At 57.7% G+C, this 20,228-nt stretch carries 15 protein-coding genes; 6 read left to right on the top strand and 9 right to left on the bottom strand.

Features of this window, described 5'->3' with window-relative positions:
* Nucleotides 1-146 precede the first annotated feature (146 nt).
* Nucleotides 147-1,802: an alpha-amylase family glycosyl hydrolase gene (locus AU11_RS16395; RefSeq protein ID WP_043320710.1), complete on the top strand. Its 1,656-nt coding sequence runs from the start codon at nucleotides 147-149 to the stop codon at nucleotides 1,800-1,802.
* A gap of 555 nt (nucleotides 1,803-2,357) precedes the next feature.
* Nucleotides 2,358-2,987, top strand: coding sequence for a L,D-transpeptidase family protein (locus AU11_RS18595; RefSeq protein ID WP_231492087.1), 630 nt, complete (start codon nucleotides 2,358-2,360; stop codon nucleotides 2,985-2,987).
* A 103-nt stretch (nucleotides 2,988-3,090) separates the two neighbouring features.
* On the opposite strand, the gene AU11_RS16385 is transcribed toward AU11_RS18595, so the two are convergent.
* From AU11_RS16385 to AU11_RS16355, 7 genes are all read right to left on the bottom strand, one after another.
* On the bottom strand, nucleotides 3,091-4,245 hold the full coding sequence (locus AU11_RS16385) for a hypothetical protein (protein WP_043320709.1): 1,155 nt from the start codon (nucleotides 4,243-4,245) through the stop codon (nucleotides 3,091-3,093).
* Nucleotides 4,245-4,988, bottom strand: coding sequence for an OmpA family protein (locus AU11_RS16380; protein ID WP_081848207.1), 744 nt, complete (start codon nucleotides 4,986-4,988; stop codon nucleotides 4,245-4,247). Before AU11_RS16380 ends, AU11_RS16385 begins: the two co-directional genes overlap by 1 nt.
* On the bottom strand, nucleotides 4,988-6,355 hold the full coding sequence (locus tag AU11_RS17900) for a hypothetical protein (protein WP_051687390.1): 1,368 nt from the start codon (nucleotides 6,353-6,355) through the stop codon (nucleotides 4,988-4,990). The genes AU11_RS16380 and AU11_RS17900 overlap by 1 nt, the downstream gene beginning before the upstream one ends.
* Nucleotides 6,356-6,430: 75 nt before the next feature.
* Complete coding sequence (locus AU11_RS16370) at nucleotides 6,431-7,642, bottom strand: class I SAM-dependent methyltransferase (RefSeq protein WP_043320708.1); 1,212 nt, start codon at nucleotides 7,640-7,642, stop codon at nucleotides 6,431-6,433.
* A gap of 81 nt (nucleotides 7,643-7,723) precedes the next feature.
* Nucleotides 7,724-8,332 carry a polymer-forming cytoskeletal protein gene (locus tag AU11_RS16365; RefSeq protein ID WP_043320707.1) on the bottom strand — a complete coding sequence of 203 codons (609 nt, stop codon included), beginning with the start codon at nucleotides 8,330-8,332 and terminating at the stop codon, nucleotides 7,724-7,726.
* Between the two features lie 329 nt (nucleotides 8,333-8,661).
* On the bottom strand, nucleotides 8,662-10,794 hold the full coding sequence (locus tag AU11_RS16360) for a hypothetical protein (protein WP_051687389.1): 2,133 nt from the start codon (nucleotides 10,792-10,794) through the stop codon (nucleotides 8,662-8,664).
* Between the two features lie 176 nt (nucleotides 10,795-10,970).
* The gene (locus AU11_RS16355) at nucleotides 10,971-12,350 is read right to left on the bottom strand and encodes a sodium:alanine symporter family protein (RefSeq protein ID WP_043320706.1); all 1,380 of its coding nucleotides are present in this window, start codon (nucleotides 12,348-12,350) and stop codon (nucleotides 10,971-10,973) included.
* Nucleotides 12,351-12,637: 287 nt separating this feature from the next.
* On the opposite strand from AU11_RS16355, the gene AU11_RS16350 reads away from it, so the two are divergent.
* Entirely contained in the window at nucleotides 12,638-13,684 is a 1,047-nt protein-coding gene (locus AU11_RS16350) for an NADP-dependent oxidoreductase (RefSeq protein ID WP_043320705.1), read from the top strand.
* 123 nt (nucleotides 13,685-13,807) lie between these two features.
* On the opposite strand, the gene AU11_RS16345 is transcribed toward AU11_RS16350, so the two are convergent.
* Nucleotides 13,808-15,736, bottom strand: a complete 1,929-nt coding sequence (locus AU11_RS16345) for a S9 family peptidase (RefSeq protein ID WP_043320926.1) — start codon at nucleotides 15,734-15,736, stop codon at nucleotides 13,808-13,810.
* Nucleotides 15,737-15,990: 254 nt separating this feature from the next.
* Nucleotides 15,991-17,562: an MFS transporter gene (locus tag AU11_RS16340; protein ID WP_051687387.1), complete on the bottom strand. Its 1,572-nt coding sequence runs from the start codon at nucleotides 17,560-17,562 to the stop codon at nucleotides 15,991-15,993.
* A 306-nt stretch (nucleotides 17,563-17,868) separates the two neighbouring features.
* Here AU11_RS16340 and AU11_RS16335 point away from each other — a divergent pair, with 306 nt between their 5' ends.
* The 3 genes from AU11_RS16335 to AU11_RS16325 all read left to right on the top strand — a co-directional run bounded on the left by AU11_RS16335 (nucleotide 17,869) and on the right by AU11_RS16325 (nucleotide 20,172).
* The gene (locus AU11_RS16335) at nucleotides 17,869-18,216 is read left to right on the top strand and encodes a helix-turn-helix transcriptional regulator (RefSeq protein ID WP_043320704.1); all 348 of its coding nucleotides are present in this window, start codon (nucleotides 17,869-17,871) and stop codon (nucleotides 18,214-18,216) included.
* Nucleotides 18,210-19,523, top strand: a complete 1,314-nt coding sequence (locus tag AU11_RS16330) for a type II toxin-antitoxin system HipA family toxin (RefSeq protein ID WP_043320703.1) — start codon at nucleotides 18,210-18,212, stop codon at nucleotides 19,521-19,523. The genes AU11_RS16335 and AU11_RS16330 overlap by 7 nt, the downstream gene beginning before the upstream one ends.
* Before the next feature lie 232 nt (nucleotides 19,524-19,755).
* Entirely contained in the window at nucleotides 19,756-20,172 is a 417-nt protein-coding gene (locus AU11_RS16325; protein ID WP_043320698.1) for a hypothetical protein, read from the top strand.
* Nucleotides 20,173-20,228: the final 56 nt, after the last annotated feature.

Genomic DNA, 20,228 nt, shown 5'->3' with positions numbered 1-20,228 from the left:
CGGCCAGGCGCATGAGCGAGCAGCCACACGCTGACTTTCAGCCACGCATCCTCACCCCTCCCCCCCATTTGGGGAGGAGGCATGCCGGCACTGCCGCCGCCATACTGACCCTAACCTAATAAGTATCCCAAAGACGGACTCTCGGTATGAGCGGTATTCACAACGGAAACCCAAATGGGGAATGGTGGCGCAACAGCGTTATCTACCAGATCTACCCCCGCAGCTTCTGCGACGCAAACGGCGACGGTATCGGCGACCTTCAGGGTATCTGCCAGAAGCTGGACTATGTGAAATCACTCGGCGTGGACGCCATCTGGATCTCTCCCTTTTTCAAGTCGCCGATGGCGGACTTCGGCTACGACGTAGCCGACTATCGCGATGTGGACCCGATCTTCGGCAATCTTGACGATTTTGACCGGGTCATCGAAAAGTCCCATGCACTGGGCCTCAAGGTCATCATCGACCAGATCCTGAGCCACACCTCCGACCAGCACCCCTGGTTCGAGGAAAGTCGCGCGAGCCGCGACAACGCCAAGGCGGACTGGTACGTGTGGGCGGACGCCAAGGAAGATGGCAGCGCGCCGAACAACTGGATGTCCAACTTCGGCGGCAGTGCCTGGCGCTGGTGCACCCGCCGCCGCCAGTACTACCTGACCAACTTCCTGAAAGAGCAGCCGGACCTGAACCTGCACAACCCGGAAGTTCAGGAACAGCTGCTGGCCGACCTGAAGTTCTGGCTCGACCGTGGAGTCGACGGCTTCCGCCTGGACGCCATCAACCACGCGTTCCACAACCGCTCGCTGGAAAACAATCCGCCGCGCCCGGTCAAGCTCGACAAGAACGGCCTACCGCCGGTGAACAGTTACGAATACCAGTGGCACATTCACGACAAATCCCAGCCGGAGAACCTGGTGTTTCTGCAACGAGTGCGGGAACTGATGGATCAGTACCCGGGCACCACCACCGTGGGCGAAGTGGGCGACGACAACACCCACAAGATCATGGCCGAGTACACCACGGAAAACCGCCTGCACATGGCCTACTCCTTCGACCTGCTGTCGGAAGACTGCAGCGCGCAATTCCTGCGCGACACCCTGGAGAAAAACCGCCAGGTGATCGAGGAAGGCTGGCCCTGCTGGTCCATCTCCAACCACGATGTGCCGCGCTCGTTCACCCGCTGGAACAAGGGCTTCGACCCTGAAGCCGCCCGCGCCCGCGCGCCGCTGTTTTTCCTGATGCAACTGATGCTGCGCGGCAGTGTGTGCATGTACCAGGGTGAAGAGCTGGGCCTGCCGGAAGCGGAAGTGGCTTTCGAAGACCTGCAAGACCCTTACGGCATCAACCTGTGGCCGGAGTTCAAGGGCCGCGACGGCTGCCGTACCCCCATGCCCTGGTTCAACGGCGGTGAAATCAATGCGGGCTTCTCCAAGGTGAAACCGTGGCTGCCGGTTGCGGAAGAACACTACCACCTGGCCGCCTCAGTTCAGGAAGACGACCAGTACGCGATGCTGAACCGCTTCCGCGACCTGCTGAAGTGGCATGCCGCACTGTCACCGGAACTGGCCACCGCCAGCCAGAAAATTCTGGATACCGGCAATGACCTTTTGGTCTTTGAACGCGGTGCCGGTGAAGGCGAAGGCTACTTCGTGGTGCTGAACCTGGGCCACGAGGCCGCGGAATTCACCCTGCCCGCAGAGTTTGTTGGCAGCGATGACATTACCCCGAAGTGGTTTGGTGGGGCGGTGGACGGCGATACGGTCAAGCTACCGGTGGCTGGCGCGCGGGTCTTTTTCCGCAAGTAAGCGCGTAGCGCAAGTACAGATAAACAGGAAAACCCTCAGGAAATTCGGATTTTATTGAGAAACTGGCGCCCCCTTGCGCGAGTCTGTCGAACCGCTTCGGCCGCCCGTACTCAAAGGGTTACCTCTCAATAAGATCGTCAATTAGTTGCTCTCTCGTCAAAGCACGCTTTCCAGACTTTCTGGATTGGTTTGAAGCCGGCTCATCAGCCGGCTTTTTTTTATCTGCCCGATTTTTTATCTGCCCAACGGAAAAACGCATCTATCAGCGCCCCCCGTCATTCCATTTAAATGTAAAAGGCGCCAAACCCAGACCCTACCATGCCTCTCACTTGCCCAGAGGACTGCGCTCCAGCAGTGCTGAAAGGCAGGCTCATCCCGCGGCCAATCCGGGACACACCGGCTCGCCGCTTTGGGGAAATTCACAGGTCAAGTTAGTGCACGCGGGTGCAGGGCTTCGTTCGCCTCGGAAAAAGGTGTGGATGCAAACCCCTGCCATCACCGGTAAGCACAAAGACGCCGACCTGCAAATTGCTCGCGAGAGCAGATGAGGTACGCATGCAAGGCTCTTCCAATTCTTTGACAGTTTCCGTTAAAAACTCGGCCAAAAATCTCTTCAAGAAAATCGCTATTGGCACCAGCCTGGTACTGGCGGCGTCGGCCGTTTTTGCACCCGTGGCGCAGGCCGGTGACTACCCCTACCCCTACCAGCAACACAGATCCATGACCGATGGCAGTGCCTGGTGGCGCCGGGATGTGGTTGGTGGAGCGCCGCACATCATCATCGATATCAGCGAGCAGCGCGCCTATTTCTATAAAGGCAGCCAGCTCGCCGGCATCTCACCGGTGGCTACGGGCATTGCCGGCTATCGCACACCCACCGGCAGCTTCCGCGTATCGGAAAAAGATATCGATCACCGCTCGAACCTGTTTGGCCACTATGTAGACCGCGCGGGTTATGTGCGCAAAGCGAGTGTGGACGTGCGTCGCGACAAGCGACCTGCGGGTACCGTATTCCGCGGCGCGTCCATGGACTTCTTTATGCGGGTGAATGGCGCGGTAGGTATGCACGCAGGCAAGGTCACCGGCCGTCCGGAATCCCACGGCTGTATCCGCCTGCCCTGGCATATGGCGAAAATTTTCTATGAAAACGCCCCGATGGGAACCAAGGTGACCATTCGTCAGTGATACGGTAGGCACCAATCGGAAGTAACAGCAAAACAAAAAGGGCAGCTTACGCTGCCCTTTTTGCTGAAAACTAGCGGAAACTTCTGCCGATCAATCAAACGGATCAACCCAGGCTGCCGAGTACACTGCGCATGGTCCAGAAATCCCACCCCTCCGGCAACAGATTGCGGTCTTCCTCGCTGGCAACGATACCCCGGCGATGCTCCGGCCACGCCAGCACCGCGACACCTTCGTAGCCGGTAAACCCGTGAAACAACACCGGTGCCGAGAGTTTTCGCTCCAACTGCTCGCACAGCGGGTGCCACGACAGGGGCAGCAGGCGGCGTACCCGTGTCCAGTCGCGCGCACTTTCTTCATTATCTCCCGAGTCAACCACAGGCTCCCCAGCGACCTGCGCCTGGTAGCGGGCGTGGCTCGCCTCCAGTGCTCGCTCATCCGGTAGGGTCAACACCCCCATGGCTTGCTGCTGTGCACAGAGAATACAGGTATCGATAGCAAGACCCAGCGCTTCGCCACGCTCGACGGGAATAAACCACTCTTCGCCCACCGGCACCTGCCATTCACACACACCGCAGGTGCCCTGCTGCGGCTCGTCCGAGTCAGTGGTCAGTAGCGGCTGTGGCAATTTTCCCGGCGCCCAGAAGTGCGCCGTCTCGCCGGGAAAAAATTCCTGCGCATACTGGCTGACATGCCAGTGGAAACTGAAGCCGGCGGCGACCCGATTGCGATCCCTCGGCCCGAGGCTGCGATAGCCGCGGTGATTGACCTTGGCAAGACAGTATTCGCAGGCATGAGGGGCGCCCTCCAGGCCCGGCGCTGCCAGCGCTTCCCGCGCGGTACCGATCCACACCACCTGGGCCGGATCTTCCAGCGCGCCACAGCAACTCGCCAGGTGTACCCGATGGAAAAACTCCCGACGCACCTGCTGGTCTTCCACCGCTGCCACGTCTACCGCAAATACCATTACCGGCTGGCCGCGATACATCCAGCCGTGGGCAGTCTGATCGAGATCCCCCAGGGTCACTTCCATACCCTGGATCAGGGCCTGTTCGATGGAACTGTTCTGCACCGCACCCGATGCGTCGGCCAATGCAGTTTCCGCATCCCCCTGGCCTGTCGATGGCAACGCAGCGACCCCGCTTGCATCTTCCACCTCGGGCAATTCCTGCAGGGCGGTGGCGTCCTCGGAACGGGGGGGCGCCCCCATGCCGGAGATCGCCTGGGTAAGCGCTTCCAGATGGCGGCTCCAGCGGCCCATCAGAAAGACTCCTCGAGGATGCTGTGGATCTTGGTTTCGGAATTGGTGATCACGCGGAAGGCCACTCGCTTGGATTGTTCGATATTCTCACTGCCGTCGGCATTGTAAATCGGTCGCGAGGAAGAATATCCGACCGCCGCCACATTCTGCATCATCCAGGCGTGGTGAGTGGTTACTTCGTCCAGGGTATATACATAGCGCAGTACCGAACGTGCGCGATCCTGGGACAGGCGCAGGTTGTTGAAGTAGCTGGCGTTGCGGTCGCTGGTCTGGCCCCAGCCGGTACTGGTGTGACCCTCGATACGTACCGCCTCCACCGAAGCCTTGTATGGAGCCAGCACATTCATATAGCGGGGAAAGAACTCCTCGAATACCACCTGATAGCTGTCGCTGAGCGCAGCCTCTCCGGTATCGAACATGGCATCGGAGTTGTTGAACGCGACCGTGAGGGTATCGCGGTCAATGGTGGCCCCCCAGCGCGCCAGATCCGGGGCGAATTCGCTCTGCAGAGACTCATAGATGGCCAGCTGGTTTTCTTTGTAAGACATGGCGATGGTGCGGATCTTTTCCCGCTCGATCATCACCGAGCGCATCATTGCCACGGCAATACACAGGAATACCATCATCAGGCCCGCCATCAGGTCAGAGACACTGATCCAGGAAGCGTCGCTGTCGGTGCGCGCGGAGCCAGACCTGCCCACACCCAATCTGCCGGAACGGGAAAACCCGGACCTCGAGTTCATCAGGCGATTTCCTCACGGGCGCGCTCAGAAGATTGGGCGGCAGTGGTGAGACGCTGCATCTGCGCAACCAGTTGGCGATAATCCCGGGTGAACTGGCCGCTGATAGTCGCCAGCGCCTGGCCCATGGCTGCGATAACCCCTTCCACTTCCTCTTCCATTTTCCGCTCCACCAGCTGGTACTGCTTGCCGATGGAGTTTTCCGCATCGCCCATACTCTTGCGGATCACGTGGCTGAGGGCATCCACCATTTCCTTGTGGGTGCGCGCCTGCTGTAGCGCCAGCTCCTGCATACCATTGCGGTGGGTTGTGACAGTTTCCTGTACCAGTCCCTGGATGAAATCCGCATCCAGGCTGGACATTTTTTCGAAGGCACCGGATACCGACTCGATCTGCGCACCCAGCAGCTCGCTCTGCTTGGCAATACTTACCAGTGATTGCTTCATGTCGCTGGTCATCACCTGCTGCACCACATCGATACCCTGCACAAACTGATCGATGCGCTCACCCAGGTGCGGCAGCACTTCCTGCATTTGTACACTCACACCGCGGTAGCGCTCCAGCTGTTCGTTCAGTGCCTGCATCTGCGTGCGGGCCTGATCGTTGACCCCCTGCATACCTTCAAAGAATTGCGGCACTTCCGCCAGTTGCTGATGGATCTGCTGTAGATCCCGCGCCACCTGCACCAGCCCCATCACCGCGGTATCGCAATGCTCGGACCAGTATTCCACCCGCTCCTCGTGGGCTTTGTACTCGCGGGTGAGGGTTTCCACCATGCCGTCAAACTGGGCAAAGTTTTCCCCAAAGCGGGTCATGTTCTCACCAAACTGACTTTCCACGCGCTCGTTGAAACGGGTCACCACCTGCTCCATTTGCGCGACCAGCGCACTGGACATCTGCTCGGAAAAATTCGCCAGCTGGGTTTCGCTCTGCTTGAGCTGACGCTCCTGCCCTTCCACCAGGGCGCCCTGCAGCTGTTGCAAAGCCTGGTGAATATCCGACAGTTCAGTTTCCGGCGCATTGTCGCCGGGCATGGGAATAAAACGGGTCAGCGCGCGCAGCACGATGGACAGGCCAATACCGCACACACTGGTGATAAAGGCGGTTTTCAGACCATCCAGCAGATTGGCGATACTCTGGTCAATATCCGCCAGGCTGAATTCAAACAGGCCGATGATGACGCCGGTAAAGGTACCAAGGATACCGAGAGAGGTAAGCAGGCCCGGTGCCTGCTCGACAAACTCACCGGCGCGGCGCGTAAACCGGAACACCAGCGCCAGCGCAAACAGCACCAGCATCAGGGAAAGGAAGCCTTCGGTAACCGCATCCGGGCTCAGGGCAACAAAGACAGAGCGCAAAAATTCAGACATGGAAGCAATCTCGTGTGGAATCTTCTCGGTTTAATTTTTTGATTTTCTTTCTTTTCTTGACGGGGGCTGCGGCCGCTAGGCTTTAAGCTGTAACACAAACTCCTGCACCGAGTCCCCCGATGGCAACCGCCCCAGATGATGGCTGAACAGGCGATAGCCGGGTAATAAGCGCATCAGATCCGCGGTGCTGCCGAGGCTGCGCTCGCTGCGACTTTCGGAAATTCCGGTAACCGCAACCTTTTCATCCTCGAGCACCTCGTACATCGCCGGCCGCTGCGGCTGCTGGCTGGACTTGTACACCAGAAAGTGCAACTGGCCACCAGGAGTCATGCGCCCCGCCAGTAATTCACCCAGCGCCGCAATCTGATCTGCGCTGCAAAAATTCAGCAGATCCCACAGGAATACCCCATCCAGACGGGTGCCCGGGTCAAAACTGAACATGGATTCACTGAAACCGCTGGTTTCACCGTGCATTTTCTTGCGCCAGGCCAGGGAAGCGTGCAGGTCTTCCACGTACAGCGCGCCCACTTTCTTTTTCAGTGCATCAATATTGCGGCCATTTTTGCGTCCACAGTCCAGCACCGTGGCCGCGTTTGGCAAGGCGCTTAAAGCCTTACGCACACCGGCAAACTCCAGTCGCTCGTCGTCGCGCACCTGGCGGAAATAGGCGCTCACATCGGAAGCGCCACCGCTGCGAACCTGGTTGCGCGAGGTGGTACTGTCGTATTCGAGAAAATGCTCGGTAACATTCTGGTCCATGCCCTCCCGTTTCATCAGGGAGTTGAACAGACTGAAACGATCCATGCACTTCAGTAGGGTCACGGTAGAGTGCCCCTTGGAGGGGACCTCCGGGTAACTGGGGTCGTCCACATACTCGAAGCAGAAATTTTCCAGCAGGCGGAAGCGCCGAGGTTTATGTGGCTGGTTGCGCCCGGTATAGCGCATGGTATGCAGGATCGTCCCCGGTTTCAGGTGCGGCTCCAGCAGGTGAATCAGGTGGCGGATTACATCCAGCTCAAGAAAATTCAGCAAATCCCAGCACAGGATCACGTCAAACTTGAGCTTTTCCGGCTTGGGGATCAGATGGTCCTCCAGCGCCTGCAGAGGATCCTCAGCGTGTTGATTATCGGCGAGGTACTCCACCAGGTCTTCGATATGACACTGGCAGTTGAGGCCGAGAAAGGCCTGAGTGGTGCCGGACGAGAGAGGCCCGAGATCGAGTATTCGGTCCCCGCTTTTGACCATCTCGGTCGTTAACGCAGCGAGGCCAAAAGAGCGGTGTTGCATTGTCTATCGCAAGAATTCGGGGCGTGAGCCTGGAGAAAGAAGGCAACGCCGCACGGGGGGATGCGGCGTTGCAGCGGAGGATCAGCTGTCAGCCAGCTCCGCATCCTTGGCCGAATCCTTGGCAGCGTCTTTAGCCGGTGCGAAAGGCTTTTTCGCGACGGGCTTGCTCGGCGCTTCGTCTTTCGGCGGCAGATTCGGGTGAACCAGTTTGTCTTTGAACTCGGAATGACGGGCTTTCATCTCGTCATCGGTGTCGACCATATCCATGGAACCGCGGAACTTACCGCCGTCGTCCAGCTGGATGCGCGGCGCGATCAGATTGCCTTTTACTACCGCGGTATTACGGATCTCGATCAGCTCGTCCGCCAGAGCGTCTCCGGTCAGGGTTCCATTGATCACAATGTTCTGCGCGTGAATATTCGCGTTGATTTCACCTTCACGACCGATGGAAAGGTCGTGACCTTCCATAATCACGGTGCCTTCGATGGTGCCTTCAATATGCAGATCTTCGGTGCCGATCAGTTCACCGCGGAACTTGATGTTTTTACCGATTACCGAGCGATCCTTCGCCATCGTGGATTCGAGCTTATCCGCGAACGGGCGTTCGCTCGCACCATTTTCGTTCATACCGGAAAGAAAAGAGTTGGAGTCCAGATTCGCATCTGGCTTTGGATCGAGCGGATTCGCCATATTGCCACCTAAGTTGTAACCGTAGAGAAGTGTTTATGTTTTTAGGTAAGCCACGTTTGTAGCGTTTTTTTCCACTGGTTCCCATAGCCGTTGAGACAAAAATCAAACCACGCTCCAAGTTTGTGAAGGCCCTCACACAAAATTAGGCGCCAAATGCAGACACCAGCGGAACCATTTCCGACCAGCGTATAAAAAGCACTCGCCGCTGGCCAAAAAGAGCACAACCGGCAAATTGCCGAACTGTTTAAATAGCGGTTAATTCAGCGAAAAATCGCACAGCTTTGTGCAGGGCAGCCTTTGCGCTGAATACAAATTATTCCCGGCTACGGCTAAGGAAAATGGCGCGGCACACCAATAAGGGGCGTTTTTACCGGCGTCGCTGCACCGGGAACAATGACGAAACTATTACTACCCGGGTTGGTGTCATAGACGAAAGGGCCGATTTTTTTCCAGTTGTTTAGCAGCCAGAGGTTACCGGATGGGTCGATACCGCCCCCGGTAATGCGCTCAAGGGCATCACTGGTGTAGCCGGTATCCGGGGAGATCGGATCCCCTACGGCCATTCCGGGTGGGCAGTCGCCACTTCCGCAAAATCGCGACACACCGGTATCCGGCCAGACAGTGTCCGCCTGTACATCCTCAAATGGGGTGTGACCAAAATTGAATACCCACAGGCTATCACTGCCATCCACCGCGTTACCCCAGGGAATACTCAGCCCCCCCTTGCCAAACACCTGTACCGGTGCCCCACCATCCGCGGGCATAAATACAATGGATGGGTTACCACCCCCCTGGGGATCGAGCGGATCAACACAGGGCACATTCACCGCATCGGAATTGGATATCCACATATTCCCCTTGCTGTCACTGGAAATGCCCATGGGCCAGGACAGCTCGGCACCACCGGTACTCACCTCTTCCACATTGCCGCGCTGATCGATACGGTACAGACGCTCGGATTTATTGCCGGTGATCCAGGCCCGTCCTCGCGTGTCGATGGCAATCGCGAAGGGCTTGAGGGAAGGAGATTCCGTGGGTTGCAGATTGGGATTGGCGCCGGGCAACAGAAAGTTTTTTGCCAGTAGCGGGTTACCACTGCGAATCATGGTCACCGTGTCATTGCCGCAATTGGCCACCCAGATATTCCCCTCGCGGTCCGAAACCGTAGCCTGCGGCCACCAGATATTGCCCCGGGTAAAGCCATTGCTGCGGGAAATAGGCCGACCGCTCTTATGAAACAGCGAGACACTGTTGTGGGTGGCCGGAATTTTATTTGCCGGGTCCGGTGGTACCGTACCGTCGGCACAGGCCGGGGATTCAAAACCAAAATTCCCCACCCAAATATTGCCGCGCGGATCCAGGGTTATGCCAAACCCGGCACCGCTCAGGCCACCGCCGTAATAGGGAGACCCCTCGTAAGTTTCGCCCCAGGGGTAAAAACGCAGTAGACGCTGGCTTGCGCAGGCATTTTGATTGGTGGCTTTGGGAATGTAGTTATTCAGAATCCAGGCACTGCCTTCTGCATCAAAGGCGATATTTCCCGGCCCGTTCATCAGGTTGAAACGATCCTGCGCGGAGTACTTGCCACCGGTAAATTTGATAAACAGCAGCCAGTTTGTGGGACGCTGCTCCAGCGCCGGCTGGTATAAAGGCGCCGCCAGAGACAGCAGAAAAATCGGGTCCGCACTGTCCTGAGGGTATAACGGGTAAGACGGGTGCCGGGTCAGGTTGGCCAGCGCCTGCAGAATATTATCGGCGGGAGGCGCGCCCGCCACCGAAGTGGCCGCAAACAATTGTTCACAGTGCTCACTGGCGGCCACGCAGGCGGCCACCACATTACTCAGTGCGTTAAAGGTGGCAAAGGTACTGGTCTCGCTGCCATTGGGCGTCTCTCGCAAGACATCGGATGTCCGTCCGGAGGCTGGGTCCGCCATATTCGTCACCATTTTCACGGCGTTCTGCATACCCACATGATTGCCGCGCAAATTTCGGCCGTGAATAAACTGCGCGAAGGAAACCGCAGTAGCAACGGTAGTGCGCTCATTGATCACCAGCTGTAGCGGCACCTCACTACCGGATACGACCGTGGCGAGGGTCACCAGACCTTTTTCCGCAACCAGTAACAGTACCGGCGGCATTGTCGCGATAAGCCCCGGAGGCAGCCGGTAGTGCAGGCGGAAGCTGCCATCGGGCTTGCTCACTGCCGTCGCCAGTTTGCGCTGGAAGCCACCGGAAATAGTGAAATTGGCGTAGAGCGATATGCGGTAGCCCGCAAGAGGGAAATGCTGGCTCTTGACCGAGCCCTCAATAATTTCAGCAGCGGGGGGCGCGGGGAGCCAGCCATGTCGAAAGCTGTCCCAGCTCCTGTCAGGCTGTGCCCCAAAGGATGCGAACGAAAAAAACAGCCCAATTACTGCAACAAAGAGGCAGGCGTGACGCCCGCGAAAACTGCGTACTTCCATGGTCGAGCATCCCTACTACCCGGTGCAATGGCACCTCTACTTCCCGGATGTATCCTTCCTGGATACCTGCGCCCACACTCGCGAGCCGAGGGAACCACTGAGCAGGCCCGTTTTACCAAAGGTTGCCAGAGGTTCCTTAAAAAGTATGGCACAGGGGTGCCCGTGCACCCGGGCAATCAGACGCCTGGAGTCTTCACAAAATAATCGTGCGCCGCCCGGTTCACCCGACCGGACAACAGCAGCGTGGAGACCATAGTGGGTATCGCCATCACCGCGTACATACCGATAATCAGACTGTTGACGATATTCAACGACAGCACCGCACCCAACACAATCAGCAGCAGATAAAGAGCCGTGTACAGGACCTGGAAGCGGGCGCCAAACAGAAACACAAAACATTTCATGCCGTAATACCAGAAGGTAACGATGGTGCTGAAGGCCAGCGGCACCACCATGATCAACAGCAATAGCGGGCCCCAGCCGCCAAACACACTGCTGAACGCATTTGCCGTCAGTGATACCCCCTCGATGCCCTCGCCCTGCTGCCACACTCCGGTGAGCATAATCACCAGCGCGGTACAGGTGCAGATAATCAGGGTGTCCACGATCGGCCCAACCATGGCCACCACGCCCTCGCGCACCGGCTCGGTGGTTTTCGCAGCGCCGTGTGCGAGAGACTCGGTGCCGATGCCCGCTTCATTGGAGAATGCCCCGCGGCTGATGCCCGTGGCTATCACCGTGCCCAGTACCCCACCGGCCACAGCTTCACCGGAAAAAGCGTCGGTTAAAATCAGCGCGAATGCGGCGGGAACTTCCTGCCAGAAATATCCAATGACTCCGAGGGTCAGCAACAGATAGAAAATCACCATCGCCGGCACGATACGCACCGCAAAGCGGCCAATACGCTGGATACGCCCCACAATCACCACCAGCGCCGCGACGGCGAGCAGCACACCGAGCCCCAGATCAAACAGAAATGCATTGTCCGCACTTACCCAGCCCAGGGGTTCGGCGAATGAGACCCGCAGCAACTGCACTGTCTGATTAGACTGAAAGGAAGGCAGCAGGCCACCGAGGCCGGCAATGGCAAACAGGTAGGCCAGCGGTTGCCAACGCTTCCCCAGCCCTTCGCGGATCACATACATGGGGCCGCCCTGAATTTCCCCATTGCTGTCACGGCCGCGGTACATCACCGACAGGGTAGCGGTGTAGAACTTGGTGGCCACGCCCACCAGCGCGGTTATCCACATCCAGAAGATGGCGCCGGGACCACCAGTGCTGATGGCGATGGCAACGCCGGCAATATTGCCGAGCCCGAGGGTGCCAGACAGCGCCGTAGACAGCGCCTGGCGATGAGGAACCTGGCCGGGATCATCGGGGTTGTCGTACTTACCCCGCAGCAGATCGATACTGTGTCCTAGGTGGCGATAGGGGCGCGCACGAGAGCTGACCAGCAGGAACAGGCCTCCGCCCACCAGCAGTACCAGTAACGGAGTCCCCCAAGCGTAGGCGACGAAGGTATTGAGGGCAGATTCTAGGGATTCGAGAAAATTCATGGGAAAGAGAGTCAGCCAAAAGTACGCAATGCTCGCGCACTACGGGCCGGATCTCAAATATTGCCGCCCCCAACCCCAGAAAATTACCGCGCCTCAGACGAAGGCACTACCTTACCTAAGAGCCCGGATAGCGCTTACCGGAGCGACCTGGGGCGGACACCCGCGGCCTAGCCGATTATTGCTCCCTGCAGCGCCTCGATGGAATTAATTTCCGGAAAAGGCCTCCAAACATCAACCCCCAATCATCAACCCGTAATCCCTATCTCAACCATATTGGAGAACGCCCTATGGACCTCAACCAATCCAGCGAGCACAACCGCCGCCTCGTTCTCGCTTCCCGCCCCGAGGGTGCCCCCGGTAGCGACAACTTCCGCCTGGAGCAGAGCGAGATCCCGCAGCCCGGCGAGGGCCAGGTGTTGCTGCGCACCGTTTTCCTGTCGCTGGACCCGTATATGCGCGGCCGCATGAGCGACGCACCGTCTTACGCGGAGCCAGTGGCTATTGATGATGTGATGGTGGGCGGCACCGTCAACCGCGTGATGGAGTCCCGCCTGGACGGTTTTGCCGAAGGCGACTGGGTGCTTTCCTACACCTGCGGCTGGCAGGATTACGCCCTGTCGGACGGCACCATGCTGATCAACCTGGGCAAAAACCCCAAGCAGCCCTCACTCGCTCTCGGCCTACTCGGCATGCCCGGGTTCACCGCCTATATGGGCCTGCTGGACATCGGCGCACCCAAAGAAAACGAGACCGTCGCCGTCGCTGCCGCCACCGGGCCAGTGGGCGCCACCGTCGGTCAGATCGCCAAACTGAAAGGCTGCCGGGCTGTCGGTGTGGCCGGCGGCCCGGAGAAGTGTCGCTTCGCAGTGGAAGAGCTGGGGTTCGATGCCTGTATTGATCACTACGCGTCAGACTTTGACCAGCAACTGGCATCCGCCTGCGCGGATGGGATCGATGTCTACTACGAAAACGTCGGCGGCAAGGTACTGGACGGCGTGTTGCCGCTACTGAATACCGGCGCACGAGTACCGGTATGCGGACTGGTATCCCAGTACAACGCCACCAATCTGCCCGAGGGGCCCGACCGCCTCGGACTGCTGATGGGCATGATTCTGACCAAGCGCCTGAAAATGCAGGGCTTCATCATCTTTGATGACTACGGCCACCGCTATGACGAGTTTTACCAGCAGATGTCAGACTGGTACGCCAAGGGCAAAATCAAATACCGCGAACAGATTGTCGAAGGCCTGGAACAGGCACCGGAAGCCTTTGCCGGAATGCTGGAAGGTAAGAACTTTGGCAAGCTGGTGGTACGGGTGGGGGAAGACGGTTAGGTACCGCAAGGGCAGGCGAAAACTGTATTCAATACGTGCCCCCAACATTTGGACAAAGGAAGTGATCCGGTGAGCAGTAACAGTGGCAAAAACTGCGACTCCTCACCTGATCAGAATCCCAAATCAAGGCTGCAGATGCTCATCGATAAAGGCGACGATGGCCTCTGCCGTCTGCACGCGCGCGGTTCCTGTGGAGAGGTAGTGAGTCTCGTCCTTTAACTCCAGAAACTCTACAGCTTTTTTCTTGCGCTTGAGCTGCTTGTGCATGTATTCAGACTGCCGTATCGGCACGGTTACATCGTCCTCCCCGTGAATCAGCAGCACCGGTGCCTGGAAGTTCTCCGCAAATCGCGCCGGGGACACCGTGCGCAAGCGATCCTTGTCCGCTTCACCGCGGGCCATGCTTTCTTCCCAGTAGCTGACGACCCAGTGATTTTTCCCGTGATCGCGCCTTTCTCCCCGCAACATCTGCTCCAGGTCACTCACTCCATTGACGGAGACCACACAGCGGTATTTTTCAGGGGTAAATGCCCCGCCCGCCAGCGCTGCATATCCGCCGTAACTCATGCCGGCAATACACACCCGCTGCGGATCTATGATGCCCTTACGTACCAGAGTATCCACCGAGTCGGTGACGTCATGTTGCATTTTCACACCCCATTCACCGCTCCCCGCCAGATGATGGTCGAGGCCAAAACCGGTGGACCCCCGGAACTGCGGCTGTACAACCAGATATCCACGATTGGCCAGCGCCTGGGCCAGCCAGTCAAAGCTGACGCGATCATAGGCCGCGGGACCGCCGTGGGGGAGAATCACCGCGGGCAGGTTTTTCAGGTTGTCCATCCTGGTACGCGGCAAGGTAAGCAATGTGGGAATCACCAAACCATCGCGGGCTTTGAAATTCATGGTCGCGATGGGATGAATCTGCTCACTGCTGATCTGAGGCCTGGCGGAAGCCAGCAGTACCGGGCTGCCCTCTTTCGGGAACAGGTAGTAATCCCCGGCCACCTGCGAGCCCTCCACGTACACCACCAGATGCTCCCAATCTGCGCTCCAGTCACGCAGCCACACCGAGTGTCCGGCAAACTGTGCCTGAATATCCTGCATCCGCTGATCCAGCGCCGGATCAAAGAACCGGTAACTCGGGGTAAAACCGGAGTAGCGCACCCCCCACACTCGGCGGTCCAGACTGGTGTAGGTGTATTCCACATCCGCATCTTCCCGACCGAAACCCAGGTTTGCGAATTCGCCGGTGATCAGTGACAAGGTGTAAAAGTCGTTGCGATTGGTTTCACCATTATTTGCGATGGCGATCAGTGACTCGCGATCCGGAGTCAGTCCCATAAAACTGATCGACGGGACCGACGTTTCCTTGCGGTAAATCTCTTTCCATTCATCACCGTGGCGCGCGAGCATACGGTGCAGGTTGCGTTTGTTATCGAACAACTCGTGGGCGATCACCTCGCCCTTGTTGTCCACGAAGAAATCCCAGGAGGACGAGCGCCCCTTGAAATGTACCCGGGGGTAGCGCGGGCTATCCAGTTCGACCCGTAGCAGTGACTTGCGCGGGCTCTGATCGTTCTTGCTGTCGGGCACATACGCCGGCATATAGGCGTACTTATTATCGGGCGAGAGCCCCACAATACTGCCGAGCCCGGTCTGCCCCGCATAGATCACGTCTCCCGGGGTCAACAGCTGACGCACCTCGCCGTCTGCCACGTTAAAAGCGTAAGCAGTACTCAAATCCAGCTTGCCGCGAAATCCCCACAACTTGCGCACATTCGACGCCACCAGAATGAGCTCGTTCTCATTGGCGAAATAGATGGATTCCGGGGTTATTTCAGAGAGGTTCAAAGCGCTCAATCGCTTGCCGTCCGCAAGCGACATCACGATGGCGATATCAGAGTCGTTTTCCCCGGTCATGCGGAAGGCAATGCGTTCGCCGCTGGGGGACACCGTCAGCATGCTGACTTTTGGCAGGGCACCATAGTCTTTGGCGGTCAGTTCATTCGTTTTCGCGACCCCAGGGGACACAAGGAATAGAGAGAGCATCAGGCCCACCACAGGCCTGAGAATGTGGCATCGCGCCAACCAGGAAATCATCACCAGACTCACCTTTTTAAAATTATTATCGGAAAAATGCACTTTTCTCGCAGCAAAGCCTGTAAATCCTACCGTATTTCCAGCAAATATTCTGCTGCGCGGTCATGCCACTAACCGGCACAAAAAAGCCCCGACCAGCGGGGCAAACGGAAGATGACATCGATCAGCGACATCAAAGAAGACGTTGAGGACTCAGCAGTTACTCAGCCTTCGGCCTGGGCCAGGTCACCGTCGGTTTCGGCCGCTTTCGGCTCGCTGACCCGCAGAGCACACACCGCCGCCAGCAGCCAGCTGGCACCGCCCAGAACCAGCGCGTAAATGGCTTCGTTGTCGAAGAAGGTGCGCAGTACAAAGCCCAGTACGCTGGCGGCGAGTAGCTGTGGAATCACGATAAAGCCGTTGAAGATGCCCATCATCACGCCCATCTTGCGTGTGGATACATGGGTGGAGAGCATGGCGTAGGGCAGTGACAGGATCGATGCCCAGGCAAAGCCCACACCCAGCATTGGCAGCAGCAGCCACTGCGGGTCGCGGATAAACAGGAAAGACAGCAGGCCAAGACCACCCAAGGCCAGGTTCAGGCTGTGGGACAGACGCATGCCGAGACTGCGGGCCATCACCGGAATCAGCAGTGCAGCGAGGGCGGCAAAACCGTTATAGGTGGCGAACAGAATACCCACCCAGTCGGCGCCGTCATTGTAGGCCTGAGAGGTCACTTCGCTGGTGCCGAAGTGAAAACTGGTGACCGCAGCAGTGGTGTAGATCCACATGGCAAACAGCGCAAACCAGGAGAAAAACTGTACCCAGGCCAGGCGTTTCATGGCATCGGGCATGGCGTAGAGGTTGGAGACGATCTCTTCCAGCATGCCCTTGTCGCCGCCGGATTTGGCGCGCGATACCAGCGCCAGCAGCTGCATCACACCAAGACCGGCAATCAGTCCGGCGAGAATGTACAGCTGCTGGTCCAGCCCCTGTTGCCAGACGAATGCAGCAAAGGCGGTCCCCACCAGCAGCATGGCACCGCCGATTTTGCGGTAGCCGGCGCTGTGATCCTGCTCGGCTTCCTGAGCCTGTTCCTGCAGCTCGGGCGATTCCGCCGCCTCAAACGCAGCCTGCTGCTCCGGGCTGTATTCACGGGTGCGGAATACGCTCCACAGCACCGCCAGCAGGAAACCGATACCACCGACATAGAAGGAAATCCGCACGGAATCCGGCACCACGCCCTCCGGCGCAGTATTGGAGACATCAAACCAGTTGGCCAGCATCCACGGCATGGCCGAGGCCACCACCGAGCTCACCCCAATAAAGAAGCTCTGCAAGGCGTAACCAAAGGAGCGCTGCTTCTGTGGCAGCATATCGCCCACCAGTGCGCGGAACGGCTCCATGGACACATTGATGGAGGCGTCCATCACCCACAGCATGCCGGCAGCGATCCACAAAGTGGGCGAATGCGGCATAAACAGGATGGCGATGGAAGAGAGAATGGCACCGGCCAGCAGGAACGGGCGGCGGCGGCCAAAGCCGGTCCAGGTGCGGTCACTGAAATAGCCGATCAGCGGTTGTACCAGCAAACCGGTCAGCGGTGCGGCCACCCATAACACCGGGATATCGTCGATTTCGGCCCCGAGGGTCTGAAAGATTCGGCTGACATTGGCGTTCTGCAGGGCAAAACCGAACTGGATACCGAGAAACCCGAAACACATGTTCCAGATCTGCCAGAAGCTCAACTGAGGCTTGGCGCCGGCAACCGCCGCCGTGGATGGATTTTGAGACATTGGGATCACCGCTGACTGACTTATGGTTATGCGGGGATTGTCTCAGCAGGGGCAATTGGGGCCATCCTCCCCGGCGGGGGCGGAGAATACCGGCCCGCGGACCCTCAACTTATTCATCACAACGCCCATAAAGATCCATTTTTTGGACTTTAACACTAAAAATTCCGGTAAAATCCTCATTTCTGCACATTAAATATATGTTAACAAAGTCCTAAAATAGGCACATAATGTGAAATAAACCCATTAAGGTTCCATAAAGCGCACCTTAACCACAATCGATACGATTTCGAGCCTGAGGGCTACCCCATGGACTACACCAGCAGATCGCCCGCCGCCATCGCCGGGGCGCTGGGCCAGCGACTCAAGCAGGCGCGCCTGAACCTGGACCTGACCCAGCAGGAAGTCGGCGAGCGCGCCGGCGTCAGTCGCAAAGCGGTGCTCAACGCGGAAAAAGGCAAAGCCCAGCTGGAGGTTCTGGTCGCCATCCTCCAGGCCCTGGAACTCACCCAGCAACTGGACAACTTCCTGCCGCCGCAGCCGCCCTCCCCCATCCAGCTCGCCAAGCTCCAGGGCAAACAGCGCCAACGGGCGTCCGGCCAGCGCGGTAAAGAGGAAGGGGGTGAAGAAGACACCCGGGAGGAAGCGGAATGGTAATGGAAGTCATCAACGTCGAATATCAGGGCGAGACCGCCGGCGCCGTCAGCTTCGATACCGACAGCGGCCTCGGCGCCTTCGAATACGACCCCACGTTTATCGACACCGGTATCGAACTCTCACCACTTAAAATGCCCCTGGCGCGGCGCATCTATCGCTTCCCGGAATTGCGCTTTGAAACCTTCCGCGGCCTCCCCGGCCTGATAGCCGATTCCCTCCCGGACGATTTCGGCAATGCCGTACTCAACGCCTGGATGGCCGCCCAGGGCAAACAACCCCAGGACATTACCCCACTGCAGCGGCTGCAATACACCGGCAAGCGCGGTATGGGCGCCCTGGAATACAGCCCGGCCACACGCATCAAAAAACTCAACGCCTCCCAGGATATCGCCATCGACGAACTGGTCGCCATCGCCCAGGAAGTACTCGACAGCCGCGCCGGCTTTCAGGTTGAACTGGAGAAGAACGGTGAGAACCGGGAAGCCATGGTCGCCCTGCTCTCCGTTGGCATGAGCGCCGGCGGCGCCCGCCCCAAAGCCGTACTCGCCTTCAACCAGGACTTCACCCAAGTGCGCTCCGGCCAGACAGACCTGCCCGCCGGGTTCACCCACTATCTGATGAAGTTTGATGGCGTCAGCGAACACAACAAGAATCAGGAAACCTTCGGTGACCCCATGGGGTTCGGCGCCATGGAATACGTCTATCACCAGATGGCCACCCGCTGCGGGATCGACATGATGCCCTGCCATTTACTGCACGAGGGCAACCGCAGACACTTTGTAACGGAGCGCTTTGATCGCCACGGCAACGACAAAATCCATATCCAGACCCTGAACGGCATCGCCCATGTGGATTACAAGGTACCGGGCTCCTACTCCTACGCCGAACTCTTCGGCATCGCCCGCCAGCTCAAACTCACCGCCAGAGACGCAGAACAGCTGCTGCACCGCCTGGTCTTCAATATCGTCGCGCGCAACCACGACGACCACGCAAAGAACTTTGCCTTCCAGCTCAAGGGAAAAACCTGGCAACTGGCCCCCGCCTACGACCTCGCATACAGCTACAAACCGGGCAGCCGCTGGGTAAACAGCCACTGGATGAGCCTGAACGGCAAACGGGACGGATTTACCCGAAAAGATATCTACAGCCTGGAAAGCATCAGCCCACTGTTTAGCAAGCGGAAAATCGACAGCGTTGTGGATAAAGTAACCGAGCAGGTCTCCCACTGGCGCCGCCTGGCCACCGAGCAGGAAGTGCCGACAACACTGATCGAGGAAATCGAGAGTAATCTGCGTTTACAGCTGTAGACCCAAGCAAGGAATGAGACGCCGCTTTGCCACTCCCGCCAATGGCATCTGGCGCCATATCCGTCGTGCGAGACAGGCGGTAAATCCTAGTAAGAAACCAAATATGCCTAGATATAGACATATACCGAAATAGGCAGATATAGGCATAATGGCTACATATGGCAATATATGTCCAGATATAGACATTATGTCTATATCTGGGGCTTTTGAATAAAACTGTTAGGCATCAGGAATGATCGAGCACCAAGTCGTTAAATACATCGCATCTGCAATCGTTGGGACGATGGCAACTTGGTTTGTAATTTTCATGATTGGTATGATTTTTGTGCCGGATTTCCATGTTATAGCAATGGTCATTCTACTGTTCGCACTCCCTACAGCTGTTGGGGTTTGCTTAATTGGATTTCCGATATTCAAGGTTTCCACAAAGTTTTTCTCGCATCTTAATCACTATCTCAACGTATTGATTTCGGGTTTGCTATCTAGCATTCTGCCGATGGTAGTCACGGCATTTTTTGTATGTTATTTACTTCAGGGTGGAGTAAACCTTCCACAATACTTTGCCTCAGTACTGAGTGTTTTATTAGTAGGCATTCCTTTTTTGGTTGCCTCCTCACTAATCTACGCAAGGTGGTCAAAAAATGCCTAACAAGTTGCTGCAGCTGACGTCTTACTTTATGCATCTTTTGCGCGGTCGCTACGCTC

This window comes from Microbulbifer sp. HZ11, from assembly GCF_000708675.1.
In the GTDB taxonomy this organism is placed as follows: domain Bacteria; phylum Pseudomonadota; class Gammaproteobacteria; order Pseudomonadales; family Cellvibrionaceae; genus Microbulbifer.
This window is presented reverse-complemented; position numbering and strand designations above follow the sequence as displayed.

Excerpts from the sequence above, each read along its gene's own strand:
- AU11_RS16395 (WP_043320710.1), top strand. The coding sequence starts at position 147 with ATGAGCGGTATTCACAACGGAAACCCAAATGGGGAATGGTGGCGCAAC.
- AU11_RS18595 (WP_231492087.1), top strand. The coding sequence starts at position 2,358 with ATGCAAGGCTCTTCCAATTCTTTGACAGTTTCCGTTAAAAACTCGGCC.
- AU11_RS16385 (WP_043320709.1), bottom strand. The coding sequence starts at position 4,245 with ATGGGCCGCTGGAGCCGCCATCTGGAAGCGCTTACCCAGGCGATCTCC.
- AU11_RS16380 (WP_081848207.1), bottom strand. The coding sequence starts at position 4,988 with ATGAACTCGAGGTCCGGGTTTTCCCGTTCCGGCAGATTGGGTGTGGGC.
- AU11_RS17900 (WP_051687390.1), bottom strand. The coding sequence starts at position 6,355 with ATGTCTGAATTTTTGCGCTCTGTCTTTGTTGCCCTGAGCCCGGATGCG.
- AU11_RS16370 (WP_043320708.1), bottom strand. The coding sequence starts at position 7,642 with ATGCAACACCGCTCTTTTGGCCTCGCTGCGTTAACGACCGAGATGGTC.
- AU11_RS16365 (WP_043320707.1), bottom strand. The coding sequence starts at position 8,332 with ATGGCGAATCCGCTCGATCCAAAGCCAGATGCGAATCTGGACTCCAAC.
- AU11_RS16360 (WP_051687389.1), bottom strand. The coding sequence starts at position 10,794 with ATGGAAGTACGCAGTTTTCGCGGGCGTCACGCCTGCCTCTTTGTTGCA.
- AU11_RS16355 (WP_043320706.1), bottom strand. The coding sequence starts at position 12,350 with ATGAATTTTCTCGAATCCCTAGAATCTGCCCTCAATACCTTCGTCGCC.
- AU11_RS16350 (WP_043320705.1), top strand. The coding sequence starts at position 12,638 with ATGGACCTCAACCAATCCAGCGAGCACAACCGCCGCCTCGTTCTCGCT.
- AU11_RS16345 (WP_043320926.1), bottom strand. The coding sequence starts at position 15,736 with ATGCTCTCTCTATTCCTTGTGTCCCCTGGGGTCGCGAAAACGAATGAA.
- AU11_RS16340 (WP_051687387.1), bottom strand. The coding sequence starts at position 17,562 with ATGTCTCAAAATCCATCCACGGCGGCGGTTGCCGGCGCCAAGCCTCAG.
- AU11_RS16335 (WP_043320704.1), top strand. The coding sequence starts at position 17,869 with ATGGACTACACCAGCAGATCGCCCGCCGCCATCGCCGGGGCGCTGGGC.
- AU11_RS16330 (WP_043320703.1), top strand. The coding sequence starts at position 18,210 with ATGGTAATGGAAGTCATCAACGTCGAATATCAGGGCGAGACCGCCGGC.
- AU11_RS16325 (WP_043320698.1), top strand. The coding sequence starts at position 19,756 with ATGATCGAGCACCAAGTCGTTAAATACATCGCATCTGCAATCGTTGGG.